The 21,970-nt window shown below is 66.0% G+C and carries 20 protein-coding genes; 5 read left to right on the forward strand and 15 right to left on the reverse strand.

The features are described 5' to 3' along the window. Positions 1–143: 143 nt before the first annotated feature. The 4 genes from acpS to V5G24_RS13970 all read right to left on the reverse strand — a co-directional run bounded on the left by acpS (position 144) and on the right by V5G24_RS13970 (position 4,665). The gene (acpS, locus tag V5G24_RS13955) at positions 144–560 is read right to left on the reverse strand and encodes a holo-ACP synthase (protein WP_394081946.1); all 417 of its coding nucleotides are present in this window, start codon (positions 558–560) and stop codon (positions 144–146) included. Further along, the gene (locus V5G24_RS13960) at positions 557–1,330 is read right to left on the reverse strand and encodes a pyridoxine 5'-phosphate synthase (RefSeq protein ID WP_394081944.1); all 774 of its coding nucleotides are present in this window, start codon (positions 1,328–1,330) and stop codon (positions 557–559) included. Before V5G24_RS13960 ends, acpS begins: the two co-directional genes overlap by 4 nt. A 12-nt stretch (positions 1,331–1,342) precedes the next feature. Then, complete coding sequence (locus V5G24_RS13965; protein ID WP_394081942.1) at positions 1,343–3,559, reverse strand: RelA/SpoT family protein; 2,217 nt, start codon at positions 3,557–3,559, stop codon at positions 1,343–1,345. Positions 3,560–3,690: 131 nt separating this feature from the next. Continuing rightward, complete coding sequence (locus tag V5G24_RS13970; protein ID WP_394081940.1) at positions 3,691–4,665, reverse strand: quinone oxidoreductase family protein; 975 nt, start codon at positions 4,663–4,665, stop codon at positions 3,691–3,693. A gap of 185 nt (positions 4,666–4,850) precedes the next feature. On the opposite strand from V5G24_RS13970, the gene V5G24_RS13975 reads away from it, so the two are divergent. Further along, a complete protein-coding gene (locus V5G24_RS13975; RefSeq protein WP_394081938.1) occupies positions 4,851–6,029 on the forward strand; it encodes a UbiH/UbiF family hydroxylase in 1,179 nt (392 codons plus the stop codon). An 8-nt stretch (positions 6,030–6,037) separates the two neighbouring features. On the opposite strand, the gene V5G24_RS13980 is transcribed toward V5G24_RS13975, so the two are convergent. Continuing rightward, the gene (locus V5G24_RS13980; protein WP_394081936.1) at positions 6,038–6,997 is read right to left on the reverse strand and encodes an AEC family transporter; all 960 of its coding nucleotides are present in this window, start codon (positions 6,995–6,997) and stop codon (positions 6,038–6,040) included. A 167-nt stretch (positions 6,998–7,164) separates the two neighbouring features. Between V5G24_RS13980 and V5G24_RS13985 the strand changes: the two genes are divergently transcribed. Together V5G24_RS13985 and hspQ are read left to right on the forward strand one after the other, a co-directional pair. Further along, on the forward strand, positions 7,165–8,205 hold the full coding sequence (locus tag V5G24_RS13985) for an HpcH/HpaI aldolase/citrate lyase family protein (RefSeq protein WP_394081934.1): 1,041 nt from the start codon (positions 7,165–7,167) through the stop codon (positions 8,203–8,205). A 158-nt stretch (positions 8,206–8,363) separates the two neighbouring features. Continuing rightward, a complete protein-coding gene (gene hspQ, locus V5G24_RS13990; protein ID WP_394046317.1) occupies positions 8,364–8,687 on the forward strand; it encodes a heat shock protein HspQ in 324 nt (107 codons plus the stop codon). A gap of 131 nt (positions 8,688–8,818) precedes the next feature. Here the strand turns inward: hspQ and V5G24_RS13995 are convergent, their stop codons facing one another. Further along, positions 8,819–9,547: an invasion associated locus B family protein gene (locus tag V5G24_RS13995; protein ID WP_394081932.1), complete on the reverse strand. Its 729-nt coding sequence runs from the start codon at positions 9,545–9,547 to the stop codon at positions 8,819–8,821. Between the two features lie 191 nt (positions 9,548–9,738). Between V5G24_RS13995 and V5G24_RS14000 the strand changes: the two genes are divergently transcribed. Then, positions 9,739–11,523, forward strand: coding sequence for an extracellular solute-binding protein (locus V5G24_RS14000; protein WP_394081930.1), 1,785 nt, complete (start codon positions 9,739–9,741; stop codon positions 11,521–11,523). A gap of 35 nt (positions 11,524–11,558) precedes the next feature. Here the strand turns inward: V5G24_RS14000 and greA are convergent, their stop codons facing one another. Further along, on the reverse strand, positions 11,559–12,038 hold the full coding sequence (greA, locus tag V5G24_RS14005; protein ID WP_394081928.1) for a transcription elongation factor GreA: 480 nt from the start codon (positions 12,036–12,038) through the stop codon (positions 11,559–11,561). Positions 12,039–12,250: 212 nt separating this feature from the next. Here greA and V5G24_RS14010 point away from each other — a divergent pair, with 212 nt between their 5' ends. After that, on the forward strand, positions 12,251–12,694 hold the full coding sequence (locus tag V5G24_RS14010; protein WP_394081926.1) for a hypothetical protein: 444 nt from the start codon (positions 12,251–12,253) through the stop codon (positions 12,692–12,694). A gap of 120 nt (positions 12,695–12,814) precedes the next feature. Here the strand turns inward: V5G24_RS14010 and mfd are convergent, their stop codons facing one another. The 8 genes from mfd to V5G24_RS14050 form a co-directional block, all read right to left on the reverse strand. Further along, positions 12,815–16,327, reverse strand: a complete 3,513-nt coding sequence (gene mfd / locus V5G24_RS14015) for a transcription-repair coupling factor (protein WP_394081924.1) — start codon at positions 16,325–16,327, stop codon at positions 12,815–12,817. Between the two features lie 200 nt (positions 16,328–16,527). Then, entirely contained in the window at positions 16,528–16,830 is a 303-nt protein-coding gene (locus V5G24_RS14020) for an FAD assembly factor SdhE (protein ID WP_394081922.1), read from the reverse strand. A 133-nt stretch (positions 16,831–16,963) separates the two neighbouring features. Then, on the reverse strand, positions 16,964–17,287 hold the full coding sequence (locus tag V5G24_RS14025) for a hypothetical protein (RefSeq protein WP_394081920.1): 324 nt from the start codon (positions 17,285–17,287) through the stop codon (positions 16,964–16,966). 80 nt (positions 17,288–17,367) lie between these two features. Then, positions 17,368–18,135 (reverse strand): 5'/3'-nucleotidase SurE, encoded by a 768-nt coding sequence (gene surE / locus V5G24_RS14030; RefSeq protein ID WP_394081918.1) that lies wholly within the window; start codon positions 18,133–18,135, stop codon positions 17,368–17,370. 353 nt (positions 18,136–18,488) lie between these two features. Then, a complete protein-coding gene (gene serS / locus V5G24_RS14035; RefSeq protein ID WP_394081916.1) occupies positions 18,489–20,054 on the reverse strand; it encodes a serine--tRNA ligase in 1,566 nt (521 codons plus the stop codon). Positions 20,055–20,156: 102 nt separating this feature from the next. Continuing rightward, a complete protein-coding gene (tatC, locus tag V5G24_RS14040) occupies positions 20,157–20,957 on the reverse strand; it encodes a twin-arginine translocase subunit TatC (protein WP_394081914.1) in 801 nt (266 codons plus the stop codon). Beyond that, positions 20,954–21,625, reverse strand: a complete 672-nt coding sequence (gene tatB, locus V5G24_RS14045; RefSeq protein ID WP_394081912.1) for a Sec-independent protein translocase protein TatB — start codon at positions 21,623–21,625, stop codon at positions 20,954–20,956. The genes tatC and tatB overlap by 4 nt, the downstream gene beginning before the upstream one ends. Before the next feature lie 55 nt (positions 21,626–21,680). Further along, the gene (locus V5G24_RS14050) at positions 21,681–21,911 is read right to left on the reverse strand and encodes a twin-arginine translocase TatA/TatE family subunit (RefSeq protein WP_394081910.1); all 231 of its coding nucleotides are present in this window, start codon (positions 21,909–21,911) and stop codon (positions 21,681–21,683) included. Between the last annotated feature and the right edge of the window lie 59 nt (positions 21,912–21,970).

The raw sequence follows: 21,970 nt of genomic DNA on the forward strand, positions 1-21,970 counted from the left end.
GGCTGCAATGCCCCACGTCGCAGGGCAGCTATAGACCGTTCAGTTCCAGGCGGCAACGCAGCGGCCATGCGCCAGACGCGGGCATCGCGCAAACGTGCGCGTGCGGCGCAGGCGCAGTTCGCCCGCCGGCCGCGTGGCGGCCGTCATCGGGGCGCCGCCGTGCCAACCGGTACCGCGCTGATGATGACATAGGCGGCGGAGAGTGGTCCCTCGTCCGTCAGGCTCAATTCGATGCGCGGCTCGTAGCCGTCCGGGACCATGGCGGCGAGCCGGGCCGCGGCCCCGCCGGTCAGCGCCAGGGTCGGCTTGCCGGTGGGCAGATTCACCACGCCCATGTCGCGCCAGAACACGCCGTGGCTCAGCCCGGTGCCCAAGGCCTTGGCGCAGGCCTCCTTGGCGGCGAACCGCTTGGCATAGGTCTCCGCGCGGCGCATGCGCCGATCCGCCTTCGCGCGCTCGAGCGGCGTGAACACGCGATCCAGAAAGCGGTCGCCAAACCGCTCGATCGAGCGCGCGATGCGGCGCGCGTCGGTAAAATCCGAGCCCATGCCTAAAATCATGCGGCCTGCTCCGTTCGCAGATGCGTCCGGCCATGGGCGATCACATCGCGCATGCGTCGGATCACGCTTTCGAGCCCGTGAAACACGGCCTCGCCGATGATGTAATGGCCGATGTTGAGTTCCACCACCTGCGGCAGGCCCGCCATCTGGCGGGCGGTCACATAATCCAGCCCATGACCGCCGTGCACCTCAAGTCCCAGATCCGCGGCCTGGGCGGCGGCGGCGGCGAGGCGGGCGAATTCGCTCTCGGCCTCGGCATCCTTCCCCGCCGCGCGCAGATCGCACCAGGTGCCCGTGTGCAATTCGACGATGTCGGCGTTCAGGGCGCGCGCGGCCTCGATCTGCACCGGATCGGGCGCCACGAACAGGGAAATGCGAATGCCGCCGGCCTTCAGCGCGGCGATCCTCGGGCCGAGATCCCCCGCCTGCCCGGCCGCGTCGAGCCCGCCCTCTGTCGTGCGCTCCTCGCGCTTTTCGGGCACCAGGCAGCAGGCATGCGGCGCCGTTTTCAGTGCGATTTCGACCATTTCGTCGGTCGCCGCCATCTCAAAATTGAGCGGCAGGGCGATTTCCGCCTTCAGCCGCGCCATGTCGGCATCGCGGATATGGCGACGGTCCTCGCGCAGATGGGCGGTGATGCCGTCGGCGCCGGCGGCAAGGGCGAGTGCGGCCGCGCGCACCGGATCGGGATGGCTGCCGCCACGGGCATTCCGCACCGTCGCCACATGGTCGACATTCACCCCGAGCCGCACCGGACGCACACCCTTCATGGTCCCAACTCCTCAGCCGTTGACGCGCTCCGCGCTGGATACCACCGGCTTCGACCGCAATTCGGAAAGAATGCCGTTGAGATGGCGCAGGTCGAACACTTCCAGGTCGATCACCAGCTCGGTGAAGTCCGGCGAGCGCGAGCGCATGTTGATGCCCTGAATATTTCCGTTCCGCGAGCCGATAACGGTTGCCACCTGGGCGAGCGATCCCGGCTCGTTCACCGCCGTCACGACGATCTGCGCGGGAAAGCGCCCGTCGCTCAATTCGTCCACGTCCCAGCGCACGTCGAGCCAACGCTCGGGCGCGTCCTCGAAATTCTGCAGGGCCGGCGACTGGATGGGATAGATGGTGATGCCTTCCCCCGGCGCGAGGATGCCGACGATCCGGTCGCCCGGCACTGCCCCGCCATTGGGGGCGAAGCGCACCGGTAGTTCGCCATTGATGCCGCGAATGGGAATAGGGCCCACAAGCGCTTCCTCGGGTCCGTCGGGAATCTTGAACTTGAGGTTCTGCCCCCGCTTCAGCTCGAACCAGCCTTCCCCCTTCGGCGCCTTCTCGGCGGAGGTGCGCTCGTCCGGGCGCACGGCGCTCCAGTCGGGATAGACCGCGCGGATCAGATCGTCGGTCTTGATCTCGCCACGGCCCACGGCGGAGAACACATCGTCCAGCGCCATGCGGGCAAGGCGCGGCAGGGCCTTGGAGAGCAAGTCGTCGGAAAACGCCTTGCCGGCCTTGGAGAAGGCGCGTTCGGCGATCTTGCGCCCGAGCCCGGCATATTGCGCCCGCACCGCCGCGCGCGTCGCCCGCCGCACCGCAGCGCGAGCCTTGCCGGTGACGGCAATGGTTTCCCACGCGCCGGGCGGCGTCTGCGCCTTGGAGGTGATGATCTCCACCTCGTCGCCATTCTTCAGCTCGGACACCAGCGGCGCCACGGTGCCGTTGATCTTGCAGCCGACGGCGGTGTTGCCGACATCGGTGTGCACCGCATAGGCGAAGTCGATGGGCGTCGCGCGGCGCGGCAGCGCGATCAGCCGCCCCTTGGGGGTGAAGCAGAACACCTGATCGTGGAACAGCTCGAGCTTGGTGTGTTCCAGGAATTCTTCCGGGCTCAGGCCCTGGGCGAGATTCTCGATGGTCTTGCGCAACCAGGCATAGGCACGGCTCTCATTGGAGAGCATCGCCACCTGCGCGCCGGAGGCATCCTTATAGAGCGCGTGCGCTGCAATGCCGTATTCCGCGATATCGTCCATGTCGCGGGTGCGGATCTGCAATTCCACGCGCTGGCGACGCGGCCCGATCACGGTGGTGTGGAGGGATCGATAATCGTTCGGCTTGGGGGTGGAGATATAATCCTTGAAGCGGCCCGGCACGATCGGCCATTTGGTGTGCACCACCCCTAGCGCGCGATACGTATCTTCCACGGTTTCGACGATCACCCGGAAGCCGTAGAGGTCCGACAATTGCTCGAAGCCGATAGCCTTGCGTTCCATCTTGCCCCAGATGGAATAGGGCCGCTTCTCGCGCCCCTTCACGTCCGCCTTGATTTCGCGCCGCGCCAGCTCGGCCTGAAGTTCGCGCTCAATCTCCTCCACCAGCAGACCATTGCGCTCGCGCAGTTCGGACACGCGCGCGGCGATCGAGGCATAGGCTTCCGGCGAGAGCTGGCGGAAGGACAGATCCTCCAATTCCTCGCGCATGTCCTGCATGCCCATGCGGGCGGCAAGCGGCGCGTAGATGTCCAGGGTCTCCTGGGCGACACGATCGCGCTTTTCCTGCGGCACCCATTTCAGCGTGCGCATGTTGTGCAGGCGGTCCGCGAGCTTCACCAGCAGGACGCGCACGTCATCGGCGATGGCGAGCAGCAGCTTGCGCAGGTTTTCCGCCTGCTTGGCCTGCTTGGAGACCAGATCCAGCTTCTTGATCTTGGTGAGTCCCTCCACCAGCGTCGCGATCTGGGTGCCGAACAGGCGCTCGATCTCAGCCTTGGTGGCGCCCGTATCCTCGATCGTGTCGTGCAGGAGCGCGGCGATGATGGTCGCGTCGTCGAGCTTGAGGTCGGTGAGGATCGCCGCGACTTCGAGCGGATGGGAAAAATAGGGATCGCCCGAGGCGCGAAGCTGCGTGCCGTGCGCCCGCATGGCGTAGACATAGGCACGGTCGAGCAATGCTTCGTCGGTGTTGGGATTATACCGGCGTACACGCTCGACGAGTTCGTATTGGCGCATCATGGCGCAACGGACCGTCGAAGCAGGAGGGAGCAGCGGGACGCCGCCCCGTTTGAGACATTCCAAACCATATCATGGACGGCGCGCCCCGGCGCAAGGCTGAACCGGGGCGTAAGGTAAATTTATGAATGTCCTCAAGGAAGAAGCAGGGTCGACCCGGTGGTGCCGCGCGATTCCAGATCCCGATGGGCGGTCTGCGCATCCCTCAAGGCATAGGTCTGGTGGACGGGAATCTTCACCGCACCCTTGATCACCGCCTCGAACAGATCGTTCGCCGTGGCCAGGAGATCCGCGCGGGTCGCGACATGGGTGGCGAGGGTCGGCCGGGTCGCATAGAGCGAGCCCTTCTGAGACAGCGTCAGCAAATCGAAATTCTTGATGGCGCCCGAGGCATTGCCGAAGCTGACCCACAGGCCGCGCGGCTTGATGCAGTCCAGCGATGCGGGATAAGTGGATTGGCCCACCCCGTCATAGACCACGTCGCACAGCTTGCCGTTGGTGATCTCCTTGACGCGGTGGACGAAATCCTCGTCGCGGTAGAGGATGACGTGATCGACGCCATTGGCGAGCGCGAGTTCCGCCTTCTCCTTGGACCCAACGGTTCCGATGACCGTCGCGCCGAGGAAGCTCGCCCATTGCGAGAGGATGAGCCCCACCCCGCCGGCTGCAGCCTGGATCAGCACCGTATCGCCTTGCTTCACCTCGAACGTACGGCGCACGAGATATTGCGCCGTCATGCCCTTCAGCATCATGGCCGCCGCCGTGCGGTCGTCGATGGAGGCGGGCAGATGCACAAGCGCCGTAGCGGGCACATTGCGCACCTCGGCATAGGCGCCGAGCGCGGTGGCATAAGCGACGCGATCCCCGGCATGGAAATCATTCACATGCGGCCCCACGGCCTCGACGACGCCCGCGCCCTCGCTGCCCGGCGTGAACGGCATCTGAGGCGCCTTGTAGAGGCCGGTGCGGAAATAGGTATCGACGAAATTGAGGCCGATGGCGGTGTGGCGAAGCCGCACCTCGCCCGGACCGGGCGGCGCAATCTCCACATCCTCAAAGCTGAGAACCTCCGGGCCGCCGGTCCGGTGCACGCGCACGATACCCACCATTTTTCCGCTCCCAGCATTCCGATTTTGCGCGGATGATAGGCACTCGCCAGCCAGCGGCAAGCCGCGCGCCGCCGGAAAGCGTCTGGCGTGCGCGATTATGGCCTGAGACGACAGGGCGCGCGACAGGCCAGCGGCGGGCCGATAAAATGACCGCCAGAAAGATCAACACGCGCCGGGAATCTCAGATGTCTCAGTCGATGCCCTATGACGTTGCGGTGATCGGTGCCGGGCCGGCCGGCCTTGCCGCGGCCCTCGGCCTTGCCCGCAAGGGGCTGCGCACCGCCCTCGTCACCGGCCCGGAGCGCGGCCAGGACCATCGCACCACCGCCCTCCTGGAAGGCTCGGTGCGAATTCTCACGGAATTCGGCGCCTGGGATGATCTGGCGCCCCAGGCGACGCCGCTGCGCGACCTGCGAATCGTAGACGGCACGCGCCGGCTGGTGCGGGCGCCGGAAGTTCTGTTCCGCTCCAGCGAGATCGGGCTGGAGGCCTTTGGCTATAATCTCGAGAACGAAGCGTTGCGCGGCGTGCTGCGTGCCCTGTGCGAGGCAACGCCCGGCCTCGATCTCTTCACCGCCTCGCTCGATGATCTGGCCTGCGGGGATGACGCCGTCGATCTCGTGCTCGATACCGGCGCGTCCCTGTCCGCCCGCCTCGTGATCGCCGCCGACGGGCGCAATTCGCGGGTGCGGGAGGCGGTTGGCATCGCCATGCGGCGCCGATCCTATCCCCAGGTGGCGCTGACCATGACCGTGCGCCACACCCGGCCGCACGACGATATTTCCACCGAATTCCACATGGAGCACGGCCCGTTCACGCTGGTGCCCCTCTCGGGTAACCGCTCGTCCATCGTGTGCGTTGTGAGCGAGCGCGAGGCTGTGGACCTGCTGGGCCTCGATGCAGGCGCCTTTGCGCGCGAGATGGAGCGGCGCGCCTTCTCGCTGCTCGGCGCATTCGAGGTGGAGAGCGGGCGCGGAACCTATCCGCTTGCAGCCGAAACGGCAGAAAAAGCGACGGCTCCGCGTGTGGCCCTGATGGGCGAGGCCGCCCATGTCATGCCGCCGATCGGAGCGCAGGGGCTCAACCTCGGCCTGCGCGATGCCGAAACGCTGGTAACGCTGGCGAGCGAAGCGGTCGCGCTAGGCGCTGATCCCGGCAGCGCGGCGGTGCTGGAGCGCTATGCCCGCGAACGCCGCAATGATGTGAGCGGACGCATGGCGGCGGTGGATCTGCTCAATCGCTCGCTGCTATCGGATCTCGTGCCGATCCAGAGCGTGCGCGGGTTCGGGCTGTATCTCCTCGATCGCGTCGGTCCGCTGCGGCGCGGCCTGATGCGCCTCGGCATCGGCGCCCGCGCCGCCTGAGGCAAAGCTCAGCGGATCATGTGCAGCGGCAGCAGGTTCTGCTGGATCAGGTAGAGCACGCCCGTCACGGTCACCACCGACAGCACGGTGCCGAGGAGGACGGCGGCCGAGGCCTCCTCCACATAGACCTGGTACTGCCGCGCCAGCACGAAGGCATTGAGCGCCGGCGGCAGGGAAGCCATGAGCACGCCGGTCTTCACCCAGGTGGGCGAAAACACGCCGAGCGTGGTCAGCGCCAGCAGCGCGACCAAGGGATGAACCAGAAGCTTGAGCGCAAGCAAAGGCGCAAGCTCGCGCGGCACCCGGCCGAGCGGACGCAAGGCCACCGTGACGCCGAGCGTGAACAAGGCGCAGGGGGCGGCGGCGTTCTTCAGGAAATCCAGCATCCGTTCGACCGCACCCGGCGCGCGGAACTCGAAGGCGGCGGAAACGATGCCGAGCAGGGTCGCCACGTTGAATGGGTGGGTCACCACCCGCTTCACCACGCCGGCCAGGGTATGGAGCACGCTTTCGCTGCGGCCGTGCACGCCCATCAGCAGGGGCACCAGCGTGAAGAAGAACAGGCTGTCGCAGGCGAAGATGAGCGCCGCCGGGGTCGCGGCATCCTGTCCCAGCGCCGCAAGCGTCAGGCCCGGACCCATATAGCCGACATTGGCATAGGCGCCGACCGTGGTGGCGATCGCGGCCTCTCCGATATTGCCGCGCCGCAGCCACAGGGCAAGGATCAAGGCCAGCAGCGCGCAGAAGGAGGTCGAGACCACCACCGCCAGGATGAAGCCCGGATTGATGAGCTGGGCGAACGGGGTCTGCGACACGATGCGATAGAACAGCGCCGGCAGCGCAACATAGATGATGAAGAAGGAGAGCCAGGCGAGCCCCTCCTCCGGCAAACGCACGAAGCGCCCGCACGCATAGCCGAGGAAGATCAGGCCGAAGAAGGGAAAGGCGAGGCCGAAGAGGTCGGACATGGATTGTGCACTGCGGAAGGGATCCGCCTGCTAGCGGCTTTAGCGGCGCAGGTCAAACGGTGCAGCGACCGCGCGCGGCAACCGGTGGCATGTTGCAGCGCATCTTGGGGCTTGCCGCCTGCCGTGGGCATGGTCATGCTGAAGCAGGACTGTCTGGGGGACCTCGCATGAAACTGCCGCGCAACTTCTTCAAGCCGCTCGCCATTGGTGCGCCTGCGCCCTATCGGGAGCTGCCGGTGCGGCTGGAGCGGATGATTCATTTCGTGCCCCCGCACATGGAGAAAATGCGCGCCAAGGTGCCCGACCTCGCCAAACAGGTGGACGTGGTGCTCGGCAATCTGGAAGACGCCATTCCCATTGACGCGAAGGAGGCAGCGCGCTCCGGCTTTATCGAGATGGCGCGCAATGTGGATTTCGGCGCCACCGGCCTTTGGACCCGCATCAACGCGCTGAACAGCCCGTGGGCGCTAGACGATATCATCGACGTGGTCGCCGCCATCGGCAACAAGCTCGACGTGATCATGCTGCCGAAGGTCGATGGCCCCTGGGACATCGCCTATCTCGACCAGCTCCTGGCCCAGCTCGAAGCCAGGCATGCCATCGGCAAGCCGATCCTGATCCATGCCATTCTGGAGACTGCGGAAGGCGTGAAGAATGTGGAGGCGATCGCCGCCTCTTCGCCCCGTATGCACGGCATGAGCCTCGGCCCGGCCGACCTTGCCGCCTCCCGCGCCATGAAGACCACCCGCGTCGGCGGCGGGCATCCGGACTATCAGGTTCTGGCCGATCCCGATGGCGACAAGCCCCGCGCAGGCTATCAGCAGGATCTTTGGCATTATACCGTGGGCAAGATGGTGGACGCATGCGCGGCCAATGCCATCAAGCCCTTCTATGGGCCGTTCGGCGACTTCGCCGATTTGGCCGCGTGCGAAAGCCAGTTCCGCAACGCCTTTCTTCAGGGATGCGTCGGTGCATGGTCCTTGCATCCGACACAGATTGCCATTGCGAAGAAGGTTTATAGTCCCGATCCTGGTGAGGTTGCATTTGCCCTGAAGATCCTCGAAGCCATGCCCGATGGGGCGGGCGCGGTGATGATCGACGGGAAGATGCAGGACGACGCCACCTGGAAACAGGCCAAGGTCATCGTCGACTTGGCCAAGCTCGTGTCGGAAAAAGATGCCGAAATGGCAAAGGTTTACGGCCTCTAGACGAGGAGGGCCGGAAAGGTTGAGAGGTTAAGAGTCACATGCCACGCGATCCGAAACCCCGGGAGCGCACCGCGTCTCCCTCGCGCGCCGACAAGGCGATGATGACTCGCGACATCGGCGAGGTGCGTGAAGCGTTTGCGACACCCGCAGCCGACACCATGCGCCTCGCCAAGTTCCGCATCGGCGAGGTGGTGCGTCACAAGCACTTCCCCTTCCGGGGCGTGGTGTTCGACGTGGACCCTGTGTTCGACAATACCGAGGAATGGTGGCAGGCGATCCCCGAGGAGATCCGTCCGCGCAAGGACCAGCCCTTCTACCATCTGCTCGCGGAGAATGCGGAGAACGAATACGTCGCCTATGTCTCCGAGCAGAATCTCGAAGCCGACCACTCGGGCGAGCCGGTGCGCCATCCGCGCGTCGCGGAAGCATTGACCGAGGACGGCGAAGGCGGCTGGCGCATGCGCCGCGATCTTCTGAATTGATCTTAGGACCGCTAGGCGGCCGCTAGCCGGGCGCAGGCGAACATAAGCCTATAAGCCTGCAACGAAAACGGCGCGCCCTTGGGCGCGCCGTTTCCTTTTCCACCACTTCTATGCCGCGCGCTGGCGCAGGCTCACTTGCCGGCAGGCGCCGCGGGCGCTGCGGCGGGCGCCGCCTGGCCGGGCTGGCCACCGCGCTCTTCAAGCTTCTTCTGGGCGAGCTTCTGAAGTTCCTCAGCCAGCTTCTGACGCTCGGCGGCAACCACGTTGGGATCCGAGGCCGGGCCGTCGTAAGCCTTAGCGAAGTCCTTGGCCGGCAGCTGGAAATTCAGCGTGCGACCACCCATCTGAAGGGCCTGGATGGTGATCGTCTGGGACTTCTTCAGCTTGGTCACGAACTCGGCGTTCACGTCCATGGAAGCGAAGCAGCCGTTCGGGAAGCAGATCTCATATTTCAGCGCCAAAGGCGGCTGCTGGTCGATGATCACGCGGGTGCCGGGCTGAACCATCATGCCGATCGGAACGGACACGATGAACTTCAAGTTCGGATCGCCCTGAACTTCGCGGATGGCCGCGGAAGCCAGCGGCTGGCCGGTTTCGGCCGTGAAGTCCTGGGTGGTCATGCAGATCTGCTTGTTGGCCTGCTGGTCGTTGCCGCAAACCTTGGTCCAGGGCGTGTTGATGCCTGGAACCGCCACGGAGGCCGGGGCACCACCCTGGGCCTGCTGGCCCTGGGGCGCCGCCTGCGCCGGAGCGGCGGGCTTGGCGGGCTTCGACTGCGCGAACGCGCCGCCGGCGATCCCGAGGGTCAGTGCCATGACGGCAAGGCCGCCGACACGGCGCAAAATTTTCGCTTTCATCATATTTCAAAAATTCCCTGTCGCGTGGCACCGGCCGGGTGGATCGGCTGGACCCCTCTTAACCTCGGCTCTGTCGGTGTCAATTGAGGCAACACGGTGACGGGGAACCGCTTCCGTGTGCGGATGTGATACCTTGCCCAACATTGCGGCTGTCACACGACAGCGTCGCCGCTGGAGATCATAAACACCTGCCCATGCGACAGGCTGCCGCTATCTTCCTTGCGCTGCTGCTTTTCGGGCCCGTGCCTGCGGGCGCCCAGCCGGCGCATGCCATTGCGATGCATGGGGAACCGGCCTATCCGCCGGGGTTCGACCATTTCGCCTATGCCAATCCCGCGGCGCCCCAGGGCGGGCGGCTCACGCTCTCCTTGCCCGGCACGTTCGATAGTCTCAACCCCTTCATTATAAAGGGATCTTCGACCGCGTTCATCCGCAACAACGTGGTCGAAAGCCTGATGGTACGGGGCTTCGACGAGCCCTTCACCCTCTATGGCCAGCTGGCTCAGGAGGTGGAAACCGACCCCCAGCGCAGCTTTGTCGCCTTCACCCTCGACCCCCGTGCCCGGTTTTCCGACGGGACACCGGTGACGGCCGACGACGTGGTGTTTTCATACCGACTTCTGCGCGAGAAGGGGCGGCCCAACCATCGCCTGTACTATGGCAAGATCGCCCGCGCGCAGGTCCTGGCCGAGCGGGTGGTACGGTTCGATTTCGTGAGCGCGGACAGGGAGTTGCCCCTCATCATGGGGCTGATGCCGGTGTTCGCGCGCCATGCGACCGACCCCGACACATTCACGGAAACCAGCCTGAAGCCGCCGCTCGGGTCCGGCCCCTACAAGGTGGTGACGGTGGAGCCGGGCGCCAGCGTAACGCTGGCCAAGGACCCGTCCTATTGGGGGCGCGACCTGCCGACGAATCGTGGATTCAACAACTTCGCGCAGCTTCGATTCGACTATTTCCGCGAACAGAACAGCGAATTCGAAGCCTTCAAACGTCACCTGGTCGATGCGAGGTTCGAGAGCGATCCGGGCCGTTGGGAAACCGGCTATGATTTTCCCGCCGCCCGCGCCGGGGAGGTAACCCGAGAGGTTATCCCCACCGGGTTACCGAAACCCCATTATGCCCTGGTGTTCAACACCCGCCGGGCGGTGTTCTCCGACGTGCGGGTGCGCCGGGCGATCATCGAGCTGTTCGATTTTGCCTGGCTCGACCGCAATTTCTACCATGGCCTCTACGCCCGGACCGCCGGCTTCTTCGACGGCTCGGAGCTCTCCTCTGTCGGGCGCAAGGCGGGTGCGGCCGAGCGGGCCATGCTCGCCGCCTTCCCCGGCGCGGTTCGCGCCGATGTGCTGGAGGGCACCTATGCCCCGCCCGCCGCCGATGGCACCGGCCGCGACCGGCTGCGGCTGAAGGCGGCGCTCGACCTGTTCGCCCAAGCCGGCTGGCGGCTGAAGGATGGCAAGCTGCGCCGGGGCGATACCGGCGCGCCGCTCCGCTTCGAGATCATGGTAACGACCCGCGAGCAGGAGCGCCTGTGCCTCGCCTTCGCCAGCCAGCTGGCGCGTGCCGGCATCGCGGCCAATGTGCGGATCGTGGATGCGGTGCAATTCGATGCGCGGCGCAATTCCTATGATTTCGACATGGTGCCCTTCGTGTGGGGACAGTCGCTTTCCCCCGGCAATGAGCAGGCCTTTTATTTCGGCTCCGCCGCCGCCGACCAGCCGGGCACGCGCAATTACATGGGCATGAAGAGCGCCGCCGCCGATACGCTGATCGCGGCGATGATTGCGGCCAACAGCCGGGCGGATCTCGTGGCGGCCACGCGGGCGCTGGATCGGGTGCTGATTTCCGGCGCCTATGGGGTGCCGCTGTTCCACGCGCCGGGCCAATGGCTCGCCCGCTGGACCGCGATCCATCTGCCGAGCCAGCCCTCGCTCTACGGCACTTTGCCGGAAACCTGGTGGCACACGCCGCAGTGAAGCGGCGCGGCGGCCGCCTCCCCGCGCCCAACCCCTCAGCCGATTTCCACCACTTCCACTTCGGCGCCAGCCAGCTGGGCGACATCGCCCACGGCCTTGCCCATGAGCGCGCGGGCCAGCGGCGAGACATAGGAGACCGAGCCGCGCGCGGGATCGGCCTCGTCCTCGCCCACGATGCGATAGGTCTGGCGGCGGCCGTCCTCGCGCTCGAAGGTCACGCGCATGCCGAACTGGAGCGTGTCGGACCCGGGCTCCGGCTCCACCACACGGGCGGTGGCGCGGCGGGCCGTGAAATAGCGCAGGTCCCGCGTCGCCCGCGCCATGGCGGTGCGGTCCGCCTGAACCTCGCCCAGCGCCTGAGCCGCACCATAGGCCGCCCGTGCCTCTGCCAGGGCCGCATCCAGCGCCGCCAGTCCCTGCGCCGTCACCAGATTGGGATGGGGCGAAATGGGGCGGTCCGGCAGATCGGCGGCAGTGGCTTCGAGATCGTTTTCGCGGGTGAAGGCAACAGACATGGCAACGGGGTTTCGGGGCTGGGCGCCGCACTGGCGCGGAAAAGGAGTGTTGGTCTCATATAGTCAGCAAAGCATGCCGTTCCATCCCCGACATCGCTTTGCGACGCCCGCTTTCCCCAAGGTCGTGCAAAACGGCCGTCCCACCCGGCGCAGCCGCCCCAACGGAACCGCGTCACCGGCGGGGCGTTCTTCTGGATAAGGAGAACCTAGCCATGAAGACAAGCATCGTATTGGCCTTCGTCGGCCTTGCCGCCCTGACCGGCCCCGTGGCCGCGCAGGGCGTGGTGCGCGGCGCTCAGGAAGGCGCGGCGGTGGGCAATAACGCAGCCGGCCCCGTAGGCGCAGCCGTAGGCGGCGCTGTCGGCGGCGTCACCGGAGGTGTGGTCGGCGGGGTGAAGGGCGTGCTGGGCATTCCCCAGAACACCAAGGTGAAAAAGCACACGGCGAGCGGCACGAAGACGCATAAGACGACAAAGCCGAAGACCACCGCAACGAACCCGACGCCGGCATCAGCCCCTGCGACCCCAGCCGCTTCGACGCCGCCGGCAACAGCCCCTGCTCCCGCATCGGCGAGCCCTTCAAGCCCCGCGCCGGCACCTGTGCAGCCGACACCCTCGGCAACCCCGCCGGCCGCCGCACCTGCCACCAGCAATTGATGCTCCGCAGCCTGCTTCCACGGCCCGCGCGCCGAGCGAACAAGACTGATGCAGGCTTGAGGAAGGGTGAAGGCTTAGGGAATGGACCCGTAACGCGCGACTTTGTGCATCGCGCCCGCTTCACGCCACACGGCGCTTTTCCGTGAGCGCCGCCAGCTTCTTGAGCACCGAAAGCGTGCCCTTCAGCCGGGACTCGGCGGTGGGCCATTCGCGCAGGAACACCACCTTGAAGTCCGGCCGCACCTTGGCCTGCGGTCCCTCGGCATTGATCATCTGCACGAGGCCGGAGGGATCGGCGAACTGGTTCTCCCGGAACGCCAGCACCACGCCCTTGGGACCCGCATCCACCTTGCCCACATTGGCGCGGCGGGCGAGCGCCTTGATCTGGGTCAGGCGAATGAGGTGCGTCACCTCCTCCGGAGCCGGGCCGAAGCGGTCCACCAGTTCGGCGCCGAAGGAATCCAGCTCCGCGTCGGTCTCGATGTCCGCGAGTCGCCGATAGAGCGCGAGCCGCACGTGCAAATCGGTGACGTAATCTTCCGGGATCAGCACCGGCATGCCGATGGTGATGTTGGGCGACCATTTGTCGGCGGCGATCTCGGTAATGCCCGCCTTCAGGTGGGCGATCGCCTCCTGCAGCATCTCCTGGTAAAGTTCGTAGCCGACTTCCTTGATATGGCCCGACTGCTCGTCGCCCAAGAGATTGCCGGCGCCGCGAATGTCGAGATCGTGGCTCGCGAGCTGGAAGCCGGCGCCGAGCGTCTCCAGGGATTGCAGCACTTTCAGCCGCCGCTCGGCCTGGGTGGTCATGGGCTTTGCGGCGGGCGTCGTGAACAAGGCATAGGCCCGCGCCTTCGCCCGGCCCACGCGTCCGCGCAATTGGTAGAGCTGGGCGAGGCCGAACATGTCGGCGCGATGCACGATCAGCGTGTTGGCGTTCGGCACGTCGAGCCCGCTTTCCACGATGGTGGTGGAGAGCAGCACATCATATTGCCCGTCATAGAAGGCGGACATGATGTCTTCCAGCGCGGTTGCCGCCATCTGGCCGTTGGCCACCGCCACCTTCAGTTCTGGCACCTGCTTTTCCAGGAACTCGCGCACCTCGGCGAGATCGTCGATGCGCGGCACCACATAGAAGCTCTGGCCGCCGCGATAGCGCTCGCGCAACAGAGCTTCGCGGATGGTCAGCGGATCGAACGGCGTGATGAAGGTGCGCACCGCGAGGCGATCCACCGGCGGGGTGGCGATGAGCGAGAGTTCGCGCACGCCGGTCATGGCCAGTTGCAGGGTGCGCGGAATGGGTGTCGCGGTCAGGGTGAGGACATGCACCTCCGCCCGCAGCGCCTTCAGCCGCTCCTTGTGGGCGACGCCGAAATGCTGCTCCTCGTCCACGATGACGAGGCCGAGGTCGCGGAAATGGATGCCCTTGCCGAGCAGGGCATGGGTGCCCACCACGATGTCCACTTGGCCATCCGCCAGCCCCGCCTTCACCGCCGTGAGATCCTTGCCGGTGACGAGGCGCGAGGCCTGGGCGACGTTCACCGGCAGGCCCTTGAAGCGCTCGGTGAAGGTGCGGAAATGCTGGCGCGCGAGCAAAGTGGTCGGCACCACCACCGCCACCTGCTTGCCGGAGAGCGCCACCGCGAAGGCGGCGCGCAGCGCCACTTCCGTCTTGCCGAAGCCCACGTCGCCGCACACCAGGCGGTCCATGGGATGGCCGGAGCCGAGATCGTCCAGCACCGCCTCGATGGCGGCCTGCTGGTCGTCGGTCTCCTCATAGGCGAAGCGGGCGCGGAATTCGTCATAGAGCCCGGCCGCCGGCACGAGGCGCGGGGCTTCGGAGAGCTGGCGCGCGGCGGCGATCTTGATGAGCTCGCCCGCCATCTCGCGGATGCGCTTCTTCATCCGCGCCTTGCGCGTCTGCCAGCCGCCACCGCCCAATTTATCGAGCTGGGCCTCGGTATCCTCCGAGCCGTAGCGCGTCAGGAGTTCGAGATTCTCCACCGGCAGGAATAGCTTGTCGCCGCCGGCATAATGGATCTCCAGACAATCGTGCGGCGCGCCCATGGCCTCGATGGCCTTGAGCCCGATAAACCGGCCGATGCCATGGTCCACATGCACCACGAGGTCGCCGGCGGTGAGCGCGTTCAGCTCGGACAGCACATCCTGCGCGCGCCGCGCCTTGCGCTTGGGGCGCACCAGGCGATCGCCGAGAATGTCCTGTTCGCCGATAATGGCGAAATCGGGCGTCTCGAACCCCACTTCCAGCCCATAGACCGCCAGCGCCGCCTTGGTCTTCGGCAGCGCGTCCAGCAAGGCGAAGCGGGAAATCGCGGTGGTGTCCTTCAGCCCATGGTCGGCGAGCACGGTGCCGAGGCGCTCGCGCGAGCCTTCCGACCAGCCGGCGAGGATCACCTTCTTGGTCTTCTGGAGGGTGCGCACATGTTCGACCGCGAGGTCGAACACATTCACCTCGGGATCGGCCCGCTCGGCCGCGAAGGAGCGGCCCTGCACGCCGCCGATGTCGATCACCTTGCCGCGGGAGGTCTCCGGCGTCGCGAAGGAGGAGATGCGCACCAGCGCCGAGGCGGCGAGCCGGTCGCTCCATTCCTTGCCGGAGAGATAGAGCCGGTTGGGCGGCAAGGGCTTGTAGACCGCGCCGCCGCCGGAAAGGGCGAGCGCCTCCTTGCGGGCGGCATAATATTCCTCGATCTGGCCGATGCGCTCGCCCGCCGCTTCCTCGGTGAGCGGATCGACCACCAGCGGCACGCCGTCGAGGTAATCGAACAGCGTGTCCAGCCCCTCGTGGAACAACGGCAGCCAATGTTCCATGCCGGCATGGCGGCGGCCTTCGCTGACCGCCTCATACAGCGTGTCGCCCTTGGTGTTGGCGCCGAATTCCGCGAGATAAGCCATGCGGAAGCGACGCATGGTATCCGAGGTCAGCTGGAATTCCGCCATGGGCACCAGCTCCAGCGACGACATCTGGCCCGAGGTGCGCTGCGTCTCCGGATCGAAGGCGCGGATGCTTTCCAGCGTGTCGCCGAAGAAATCCAGGCGGATCGGCTGGGCGAGGCCCGGCGGGAACAGATCGATCAGCCCGCCGCGCACAGCATATTCGCCGGTATCGCGCACGGTGGGCGTGCGCAGATAGCCGTTGCGCTCGGCCCATTCCACGATGCCTTCCAGCGCCATGGCATTGCCGGGCTTGGCGGCGAGCGACTGGGCGGCGAGCACCTCCTTCGCCGGCACGCGCTGCACGCTGGCGTTCACCGTGGTGAGCAGGACACTCGCCTCCCCGCCACGCACGCGGGCAAGCCGCGCCAGCGTGGACATGCGCCGCGCCACGATGGCGCCGTTGGGCGAGGCGCGGTCATAGGGCAGGCAATCCCAGGAGGGGAAGGTCAGCACCTCCAGTTCGGGCGCGTAGAAGGCCAGTCCCCGCTCCAGCGCCGCCATGCGCTGGCCATCGCGGCACAGCACCACCAGGCTCGGCCATCGCGCATTCTTCTTCGCGGCGAGGGACCGCGCGAGATCGGCGACGATCAGGCCTTCCAGCCCATCCGGCACGCGCGAGAGGGTGAGCGGGGCGCCGGGGGCGATGTCTTCGGCAAGGGGACGGGGACGCTTCACGGATCGGTTCCAATTGCGCGGGCGGGCGAACCGGCGCCCGTCCTGCGGACCCCAAGGGTCCGGCATCTCTAAGGGAAAAGGGAGAAGATGGGCCGGCTTTAGAGCATTTCATCGTTTCACGGAAACGATGAAATGCTCTAACTCATTGCATTATCGCATTTTCTTCACGCGAACCGGTTTCCACTTCGCTCGAAAATGCTCTAGAGCCCGCGCGGCACGCCCCGGCCGGACAGATGAAAGCCCTGGAGCCGGCGAAAGATCTCGGTGTCATGGTCGGGCGGCACAGGCACATTGCCGCCGATCCAGGAAATCAGGTCGGGGTCTTCCACCTCGATCAGGATTTCGAACGCGGTCACCTCGTCCTCGGTGAGGCTCTCGATCTCGGCATCGGCGAAACGGCCCATGAGCAGGTCCATCTCGCGCGTGCCGCGATGCCAGGCCCGGAACAGGATGCGCCTGCGGCGCACATCCAGCCCTGCGCTCGATTTCTCGGTTCCCGTCACGATGGCATCCTCCCGCGCGATCCGGCGCGCGCAACAGCAAAGCACGGCCGAGCCTTTGGAGCCCGTCCGCGCCGATGCTTATAGTCGCTTTTGAAGCGCCCTGGCCAGTGCCGGCCCCGCGCCCGCGCGACGGCTATTTCCTGGAGAGATCGCGGCCGAGATAATAGAGGCCGAGCGGCGGGATGAGGGTGCCGAAGAAGGCCTCGGTCGCCTCGGTCTGGGTCAATTCCCGATGCTGCGTGATCGCCACATAGCCGGCGGTCAGGATCATCGAGGCGGGCAGTGCGAAGCCCATGCCGAGCGCGACCCCGCCCAGCGTCGTGATGCCGACGCCCGTCTTGCCCGCGAGATGGACCGGCGCCACCGGCACCGGCTCCGCATAGGCCCAGGCGCCTGAGCTCGCCCCATTCAACATGCCGGCAACCGCCAGCATGATCGCAATCCGCTTTCCGTTCATTCCCGTCCCCTTGCGTGAGTCGCACAGGAGATTAGACGGCAAACGACACCGGCCACAGTGAAGCTCAAGCTATGTTACCGTTACTTTTCCTCGAACACCTGCGCGAGGCGGGTCATGAAGGGCTCGTCGGTCATGTCGAGCCGCAGCGGCGTCACGGAGATGCGGCCCTCGTCCAGCGCCCGCAGGTCCGAGCCCGGCACGGTGCCGAACACGCGGCGCTCGAAGCCGATCCAATAATAGGCATTGCCGCGCCCATCCTGGCGCGCCTCGATGCGCATGAGATTCTGGTCGCGCCGGCCCTGGGCGGTGACGGCGATGCCCTGCACATCGCGCGGCGGGCGATCCGGGAAATTCACATTTACCAGGATGCCGGCGGGAATGCCCTCCTTCAGCAAGGTGCGGATCACCTCCGGCGCATGGGCCTCGGCGGTGTCGTAGGAGGGATTCGCGCGCGTCGCTGGGCCGAACGCCTGCGACAAGGCGATGGAGGGAATGCCGAGGATCGTCCCCTCGATGGCGCCCGCCACGGTGCCGGAATAGCTCACGTCCTCGGCGATGTTCTGCCCGCGATTGACGCCCGAGAGCACGAGGTCCGGCGCCTTGCCTTCCATGAGGTGGCGCACCGCCATGATGACGCAGTCGGTGGGCGTGCCCTTCACCGCGAAGCGCTGATCCTCCACCTGCCGCAGGCGCAGCGGATCGCTGAGCGAGAGCGAATGGGCGACGCCCGACTGGTCGGTCTCCGGCGCCACCACCCACACATCGTCCGACAGGGCGCGGGCAATGCGCGCGCATGCATCGAGCCCCGGCGCGTGGATGCCGTCATCATTGGTGACCAGGATGCGCATGGGATGGGTCCTCAGGTGCGGCCAGCCGGTGCCGGCGGGGTGGATGGCGTCGCGCCAGATTGGCCGGGCAGCCTGCGGCGACGCTGCACTTTGATGAGCGCTGCTTACCCGGAGTGCCGTGACACTGCAACGAAAGGAGAAGCCATCCGGGGCTAAGGCGGGTTCAGGGGATGATGGCACGCGCGGAAAGGCAGCATTCCCCCTCCCCACCCTCCCCCGCACGCGGGAGAGGGAGCGCAAACGGCGGCGCGCGCGCGATGAGACAAAAAATGTGTTGGCCCCCTCTCCCGCGTGCGGGGGAGGGTTGGGGAGGGGGCGCGCAGCGCGGGAACGCGCCCCTGAGACCCAAGGCCCTATTTCATTTTCTCGATCAGCTTGAGCCCGCCCATATAAGGCGCGAGCGCCGCCGGCACGGCGACCGCGCCATTTTCCTGCTGGTAATTCTCCAGCACCGCCACCAGCGCGCGGCCGACGGCGACGCCGGAGCCGTTCAGCGTGTGGACGAAGCGCGGGCTCTTGCTGTCCGCCGGGCGATAGCGGGCATTCATGCGGCGGGCCTGGAAATCGCCGCACACCGAGCAGGAGGAAATCTCGCGATACATCCCCTGCCCCGGCAGCCACACCTCGATGTCATAGGTCTTCTGCGAGGCGAACCCCATGTCGCCGGTGCAGAGCGTCACCACGCGATAATGCAGGTCCAGCTTCTTCAGCACCGCCTCGGCGCAGGCGAGCATGCGCTCGTGCTCCTCCAGGGATTTTTCCGGCGCGGTGATGGAGACCAATTCCACCTTGGTGAACTGGTGCTGGCGGATCATGCCCCGCGTATCCCGCCCCGCCGACCCCGCCTCGGCCCGGAAGCACGGCGTGCAGGCGGTGAGGCGCAGGGGGAGTTCTTCTTCCGAAAGGATGGATTCGCGCACGAGGTTCGTGAGCGGGACTTCGGCGGTGGGGATGAGCCAGAGGCGTTCGGGGACCTCGGGTTTTTCGATTTTACGATTTTGCTCTTCAGCAAGAGCATTCTGCATCTTTTTTATTGCTCGATTGAGTGTGTTCTCAATGGTTGCGCTCGCGTAACCGTGCTTTTGCATGGTATCGCTAAGTAGGTTCATTTTGTCAAGAAATTCGTCAATGTTTACGCGCTCGCTGTTGCTCATCGCAGAAACTATTGAATTTTCGATCTGAGATAAGCTTCGATCACGCTCAGATGTGACCGTTTCTTCAAGGCTTGCGGTTCTATTGACTTGAAACTGATCATAGTCGAACTTCGGCAATTGCGCGGTGCCGAACATCGCCTCGTCGCGCACCAGCAGCGGCGGATTCACTTCCATATAGCCGTGCTCTTGCGTATGCACGTCCAGGAAGAATTGCCCCAGCGCCCGCTCCATGCGGGCCAGCGGGCCCTTATTGACCACGAAGCGCGCGCCGGACAGCTTTGCCGCCGTGTCGAAATCCATCATCCCGAGGCCTTCGCCCACCTCGAAATGCTGCTTCGCCGCGAAATCATAAGTCGGCTTGGTGCCGGAGACGCTCTTCTCCACATTGTCGTGCTCGTCCGCGCCATCCGGCACGCTGTCCAGCGGCACGTTGGGGATGGCGGCAAGCTCGGTGGTCAGCGCGGCGTCGAGCGCCTTCGCCTCCTGCTCCAGGGCGGGAATATCCACCTTCAGCCGGCCGACTTCCTCCATGAGCGCGGCGGCGCGGGCTTCATCCTTCGCCGCCTTGGCCTGGCCGACTTCCTTCGACGCCGCATTGCGGCGCGCGAGCAGGCCTTCCAGCGTGGTGAGCGTGGCGCGGCGCTGCTCGTCGAGGGCCAGCAGCTTGTCGCGCAGGGCGGTCGCCTCGGTCCCATCCACGCGCCGGCGCGTCAGGGCCGTGACGAGGGCTTCGGGCTGCTCGCGGACCCATTTGATATCGTGCATGAAACCGGCTCCGCCGCGATAAGGCGACGGCGCCCCTCCGCCCCTTGGGGACGGTGGGGCTTCATCCCTCGCCCGAACAGTGTGGGATGCGCCCGAAAACCCTCAGTCCGCCGCCTCGGCCGCCGCGCGGGCCGCCTCGGCCGCATTCCGCCGCTTCTCGACGATGCGCACCAGATAGACCGAAATCTCGTAGAGAAGCAGCGTCGGGATCGCAAGAGAGAGCTGGCTGATGACATCCGGTGGGGTGAGCACGGCGGCCAGGATGAACACGCCGACGATGGCATAGCGCCGCGCCTTGGTGAGCATGTCGGCCGTCACCACCCCCACCTGCGCCAGCAAGGTGAGAATCACCGGAAGCTGAAAGCAGATGCCGAACGCCAGGATCAGCGTGGTGATGAGCGAGAGATATTCGCTCACCTTCGGCAGCAGCGAGATTTCCGCCTGCCCGTTGCCGCCCACCTGCTGCATGCCCAGGAAGTAGGTCATGGCCAGCGGCATGGCGACGAAATAGACGAACGCCGCGCCGATCAGGAAGCAGATGGGCGTCGCGACCAGATACGGAACGAACGCATTCTTCTCATGCTTGTAGAGGCCCGGCGCCACGAACATGTAAATCTGCGTCGCCACCACCGGGAAGGAGATGAACGCCGCGCCAAACATGCCGAGCTTGATCTGGGTGAACAGGAATTCCTGTGGCGCCGTATAGATGAGCTTCACGCTCGACGAAAAGCCGGAGGCGAATTCATAGGGCCACAGCAGGATATTGTAGATCTGCTTCGCCAGCATGAAGCAGATGAAAAAGGCGATCAGGAACGCGATCACCGATTTGATCAGGCGCGAGCGCAGCTCGACCAGATGCTCGATAAGCGGCGCCTTCGAGGCGTCGATTTCGTCCGTGCTCATGTCCGCGACCCTTCCGCCCGCGACCCTTCTGCCCGCGATCCGTCCGTATCGGAAGAGGGTGCGGACAGCGGCACCGCCTCAGGGGGCGGGGCGAGAAGAACGGGCTCGGCGGCGGGGGGCGGTAACGGCACGAGGGGCTCGCTGGAAACGGCGACGGTGGGCGCGGCCTGCACGGGCATGGCCTGCACGGGCATGGGCTGCGCGGGCGCGGCCTGCGCGGGATTGGCGATCTGCGCGGTGGCGGCGGTGATCGCGGCCGCCGCGCTCATGGCGGCAGCCTCATGGGGCGAGAGGGTCTTGGTCACCGCCGGCACCTCCACAGGGGGCGCATCGACGGCGGGCGCATCGACGGGCGCGGCCGACTTGGTGACGCCCTCGACGGTGGAGCGAATCTCCTCGCGGATGCTGCGCAGCGGGTCGAACACGTCCGACCCGGGGAAAGAGGATTTCGCGCTCTCGGCGATATTGCCGATCTCGCTGCGCATGTCCGACAGGTCCGCTTCCCTAAGGGCATCCTGGAATTGCCCCTGGAACTCGCCCGCCATGCGGCGCAGCTTGGTGACCGTGCGCCCCACGGTGCGCAGAACCGATGGCAATTCCTTGGGCCCGATGACGATCAGCGCAACAACGCCGATCAACATGAGCTCAGACCAGCCGATGTCGAACATGACGGCTCAATGCCTGCGGCTCAGCCGCGGCCTCCTCTAGCGCCCGAATGAAGCCTCAGACGGCCTTCTTCTCTGCCTCGGGTGCAGCCGATGCCTGGTGCGGAATCGGACGCGGCGCTTCCGGCGTGGCCGCCGGCGCGGGCGTCTCATCCTCGGCCAAGCCCTTCTTGAAGGACTTGATGCCCTTGGCCACGTCGCCCATCAGGTCGGAGATCTTGCCGCGACCAAACAGGAGGAGCACCACGGCCAGCACGATGATCCAGTGCCAGATGCTCAACGAACCCATAACACTTCCTCCAAAAACGTCGCGCGCACGGCGCCGATCGCGCGGCTTTGCGCCGCTCT

It is taken from the genome of Roseixanthobacter finlandensis, from assembly GCF_043195105.2.
Classification (GTDB): domain Bacteria; phylum Pseudomonadota; class Alphaproteobacteria; order Rhizobiales; family Xanthobacteraceae; genus NCEH01.

What these genes read in the sequence shown, in the direction of transcription:
- V5G24_RS13970 (WP_394081940.1), bottom strand. Translation starts at nt 4,665, where the DNA reads ATGGTGGGTATCGTGCGCGTGCACCGGACCGGCGGCCCGGAGGTTCTC.
- V5G24_RS13980 (WP_394081936.1), bottom strand. Translation starts at nt 6,997, where the DNA reads ATGTCCGACCTCTTCGGCCTCGCCTTTCCCTTCTTCGGCCTGATCTTC.
- greA (WP_394081928.1), bottom strand. Translation starts at nt 12,038, where the DNA reads ATGTCTGTTGCCTTCACCCGCGAAAACGATCTCGAAGCCACTGCCGCC.
- V5G24_RS14000 (WP_394081930.1), top strand. Translation starts at nt 9,739, where the DNA reads ATGCGACAGGCTGCCGCTATCTTCCTTGCGCTGCTGCTTTTCGGGCCC.
- V5G24_RS13960 (WP_394081944.1), bottom strand. Translation starts at nt 1,330, where the DNA reads ATGAAGGGTGTGCGTCCGGTGCGGCTCGGGGTGAATGTCGACCATGTG.
- V5G24_RS13995 (WP_394081932.1), bottom strand. Translation starts at nt 9,547, where the DNA reads ATGATGAAAGCGAAAATTTTGCGCCGTGTCGGCGGCCTTGCCGTCATG.
- V5G24_RS14025 (WP_394081920.1), bottom strand. Translation starts at nt 17,287, where the DNA reads ATGAACGGAAAGCGGATTGCGATCATGCTGGCGGTTGCCGGCATGTTG.
- V5G24_RS13975 (WP_394081938.1), top strand. Translation starts at nt 4,851, where the DNA reads ATGTCTCAGTCGATGCCCTATGACGTTGCGGTGATCGGTGCCGGGCCG.
- V5G24_RS13985 (WP_394081934.1), top strand. Translation starts at nt 7,165, where the DNA reads ATGAAACTGCCGCGCAACTTCTTCAAGCCGCTCGCCATTGGTGCGCCT.
- serS (WP_394081916.1), bottom strand. Translation starts at nt 20,054, where the DNA reads ATGCACGATATCAAATGGGTCCGCGAGCAGCCCGAAGCCCTCGTCACG.
- tatC (WP_394081914.1), bottom strand. Translation starts at nt 20,957, where the DNA reads ATGAGCACGGACGAAATCGACGCCTCGAAGGCGCCGCTTATCGAGCAT.
- V5G24_RS14010 (WP_394081926.1), top strand. Translation starts at nt 12,251, where the DNA reads ATGAAGACAAGCATCGTATTGGCCTTCGTCGGCCTTGCCGCCCTGACC.
- surE (WP_394081918.1), bottom strand. Translation starts at nt 18,135, where the DNA reads ATGCGCATCCTGGTCACCAATGATGACGGCATCCACGCGCCGGGGCTC.
- V5G24_RS13965 (WP_394081942.1), bottom strand. Translation starts at nt 3,559, where the DNA reads ATGATGCGCCAATACGAACTCGTCGAGCGTGTACGCCGGTATAATCCC.
- tatB (WP_394081912.1), bottom strand. Translation starts at nt 21,625, where the DNA reads ATGTTCGACATCGGCTGGTCTGAGCTCATGTTGATCGGCGTTGTTGCG.
- hspQ (WP_394046317.1), top strand. Translation starts at nt 8,364, where the DNA reads ATGCGCCTCGCCAAGTTCCGCATCGGCGAGGTGGTGCGTCACAAGCAC.
- V5G24_RS14050 (WP_394081910.1), bottom strand. Translation starts at nt 21,911, where the DNA reads ATGGGTTCGTTGAGCATCTGGCACTGGATCATCGTGCTGGCCGTGGTG.
- acpS (WP_394081946.1), bottom strand. Translation starts at nt 560, where the DNA reads ATGATTTTAGGCATGGGCTCGGATTTTACCGACGCGCGCCGCATCGCG.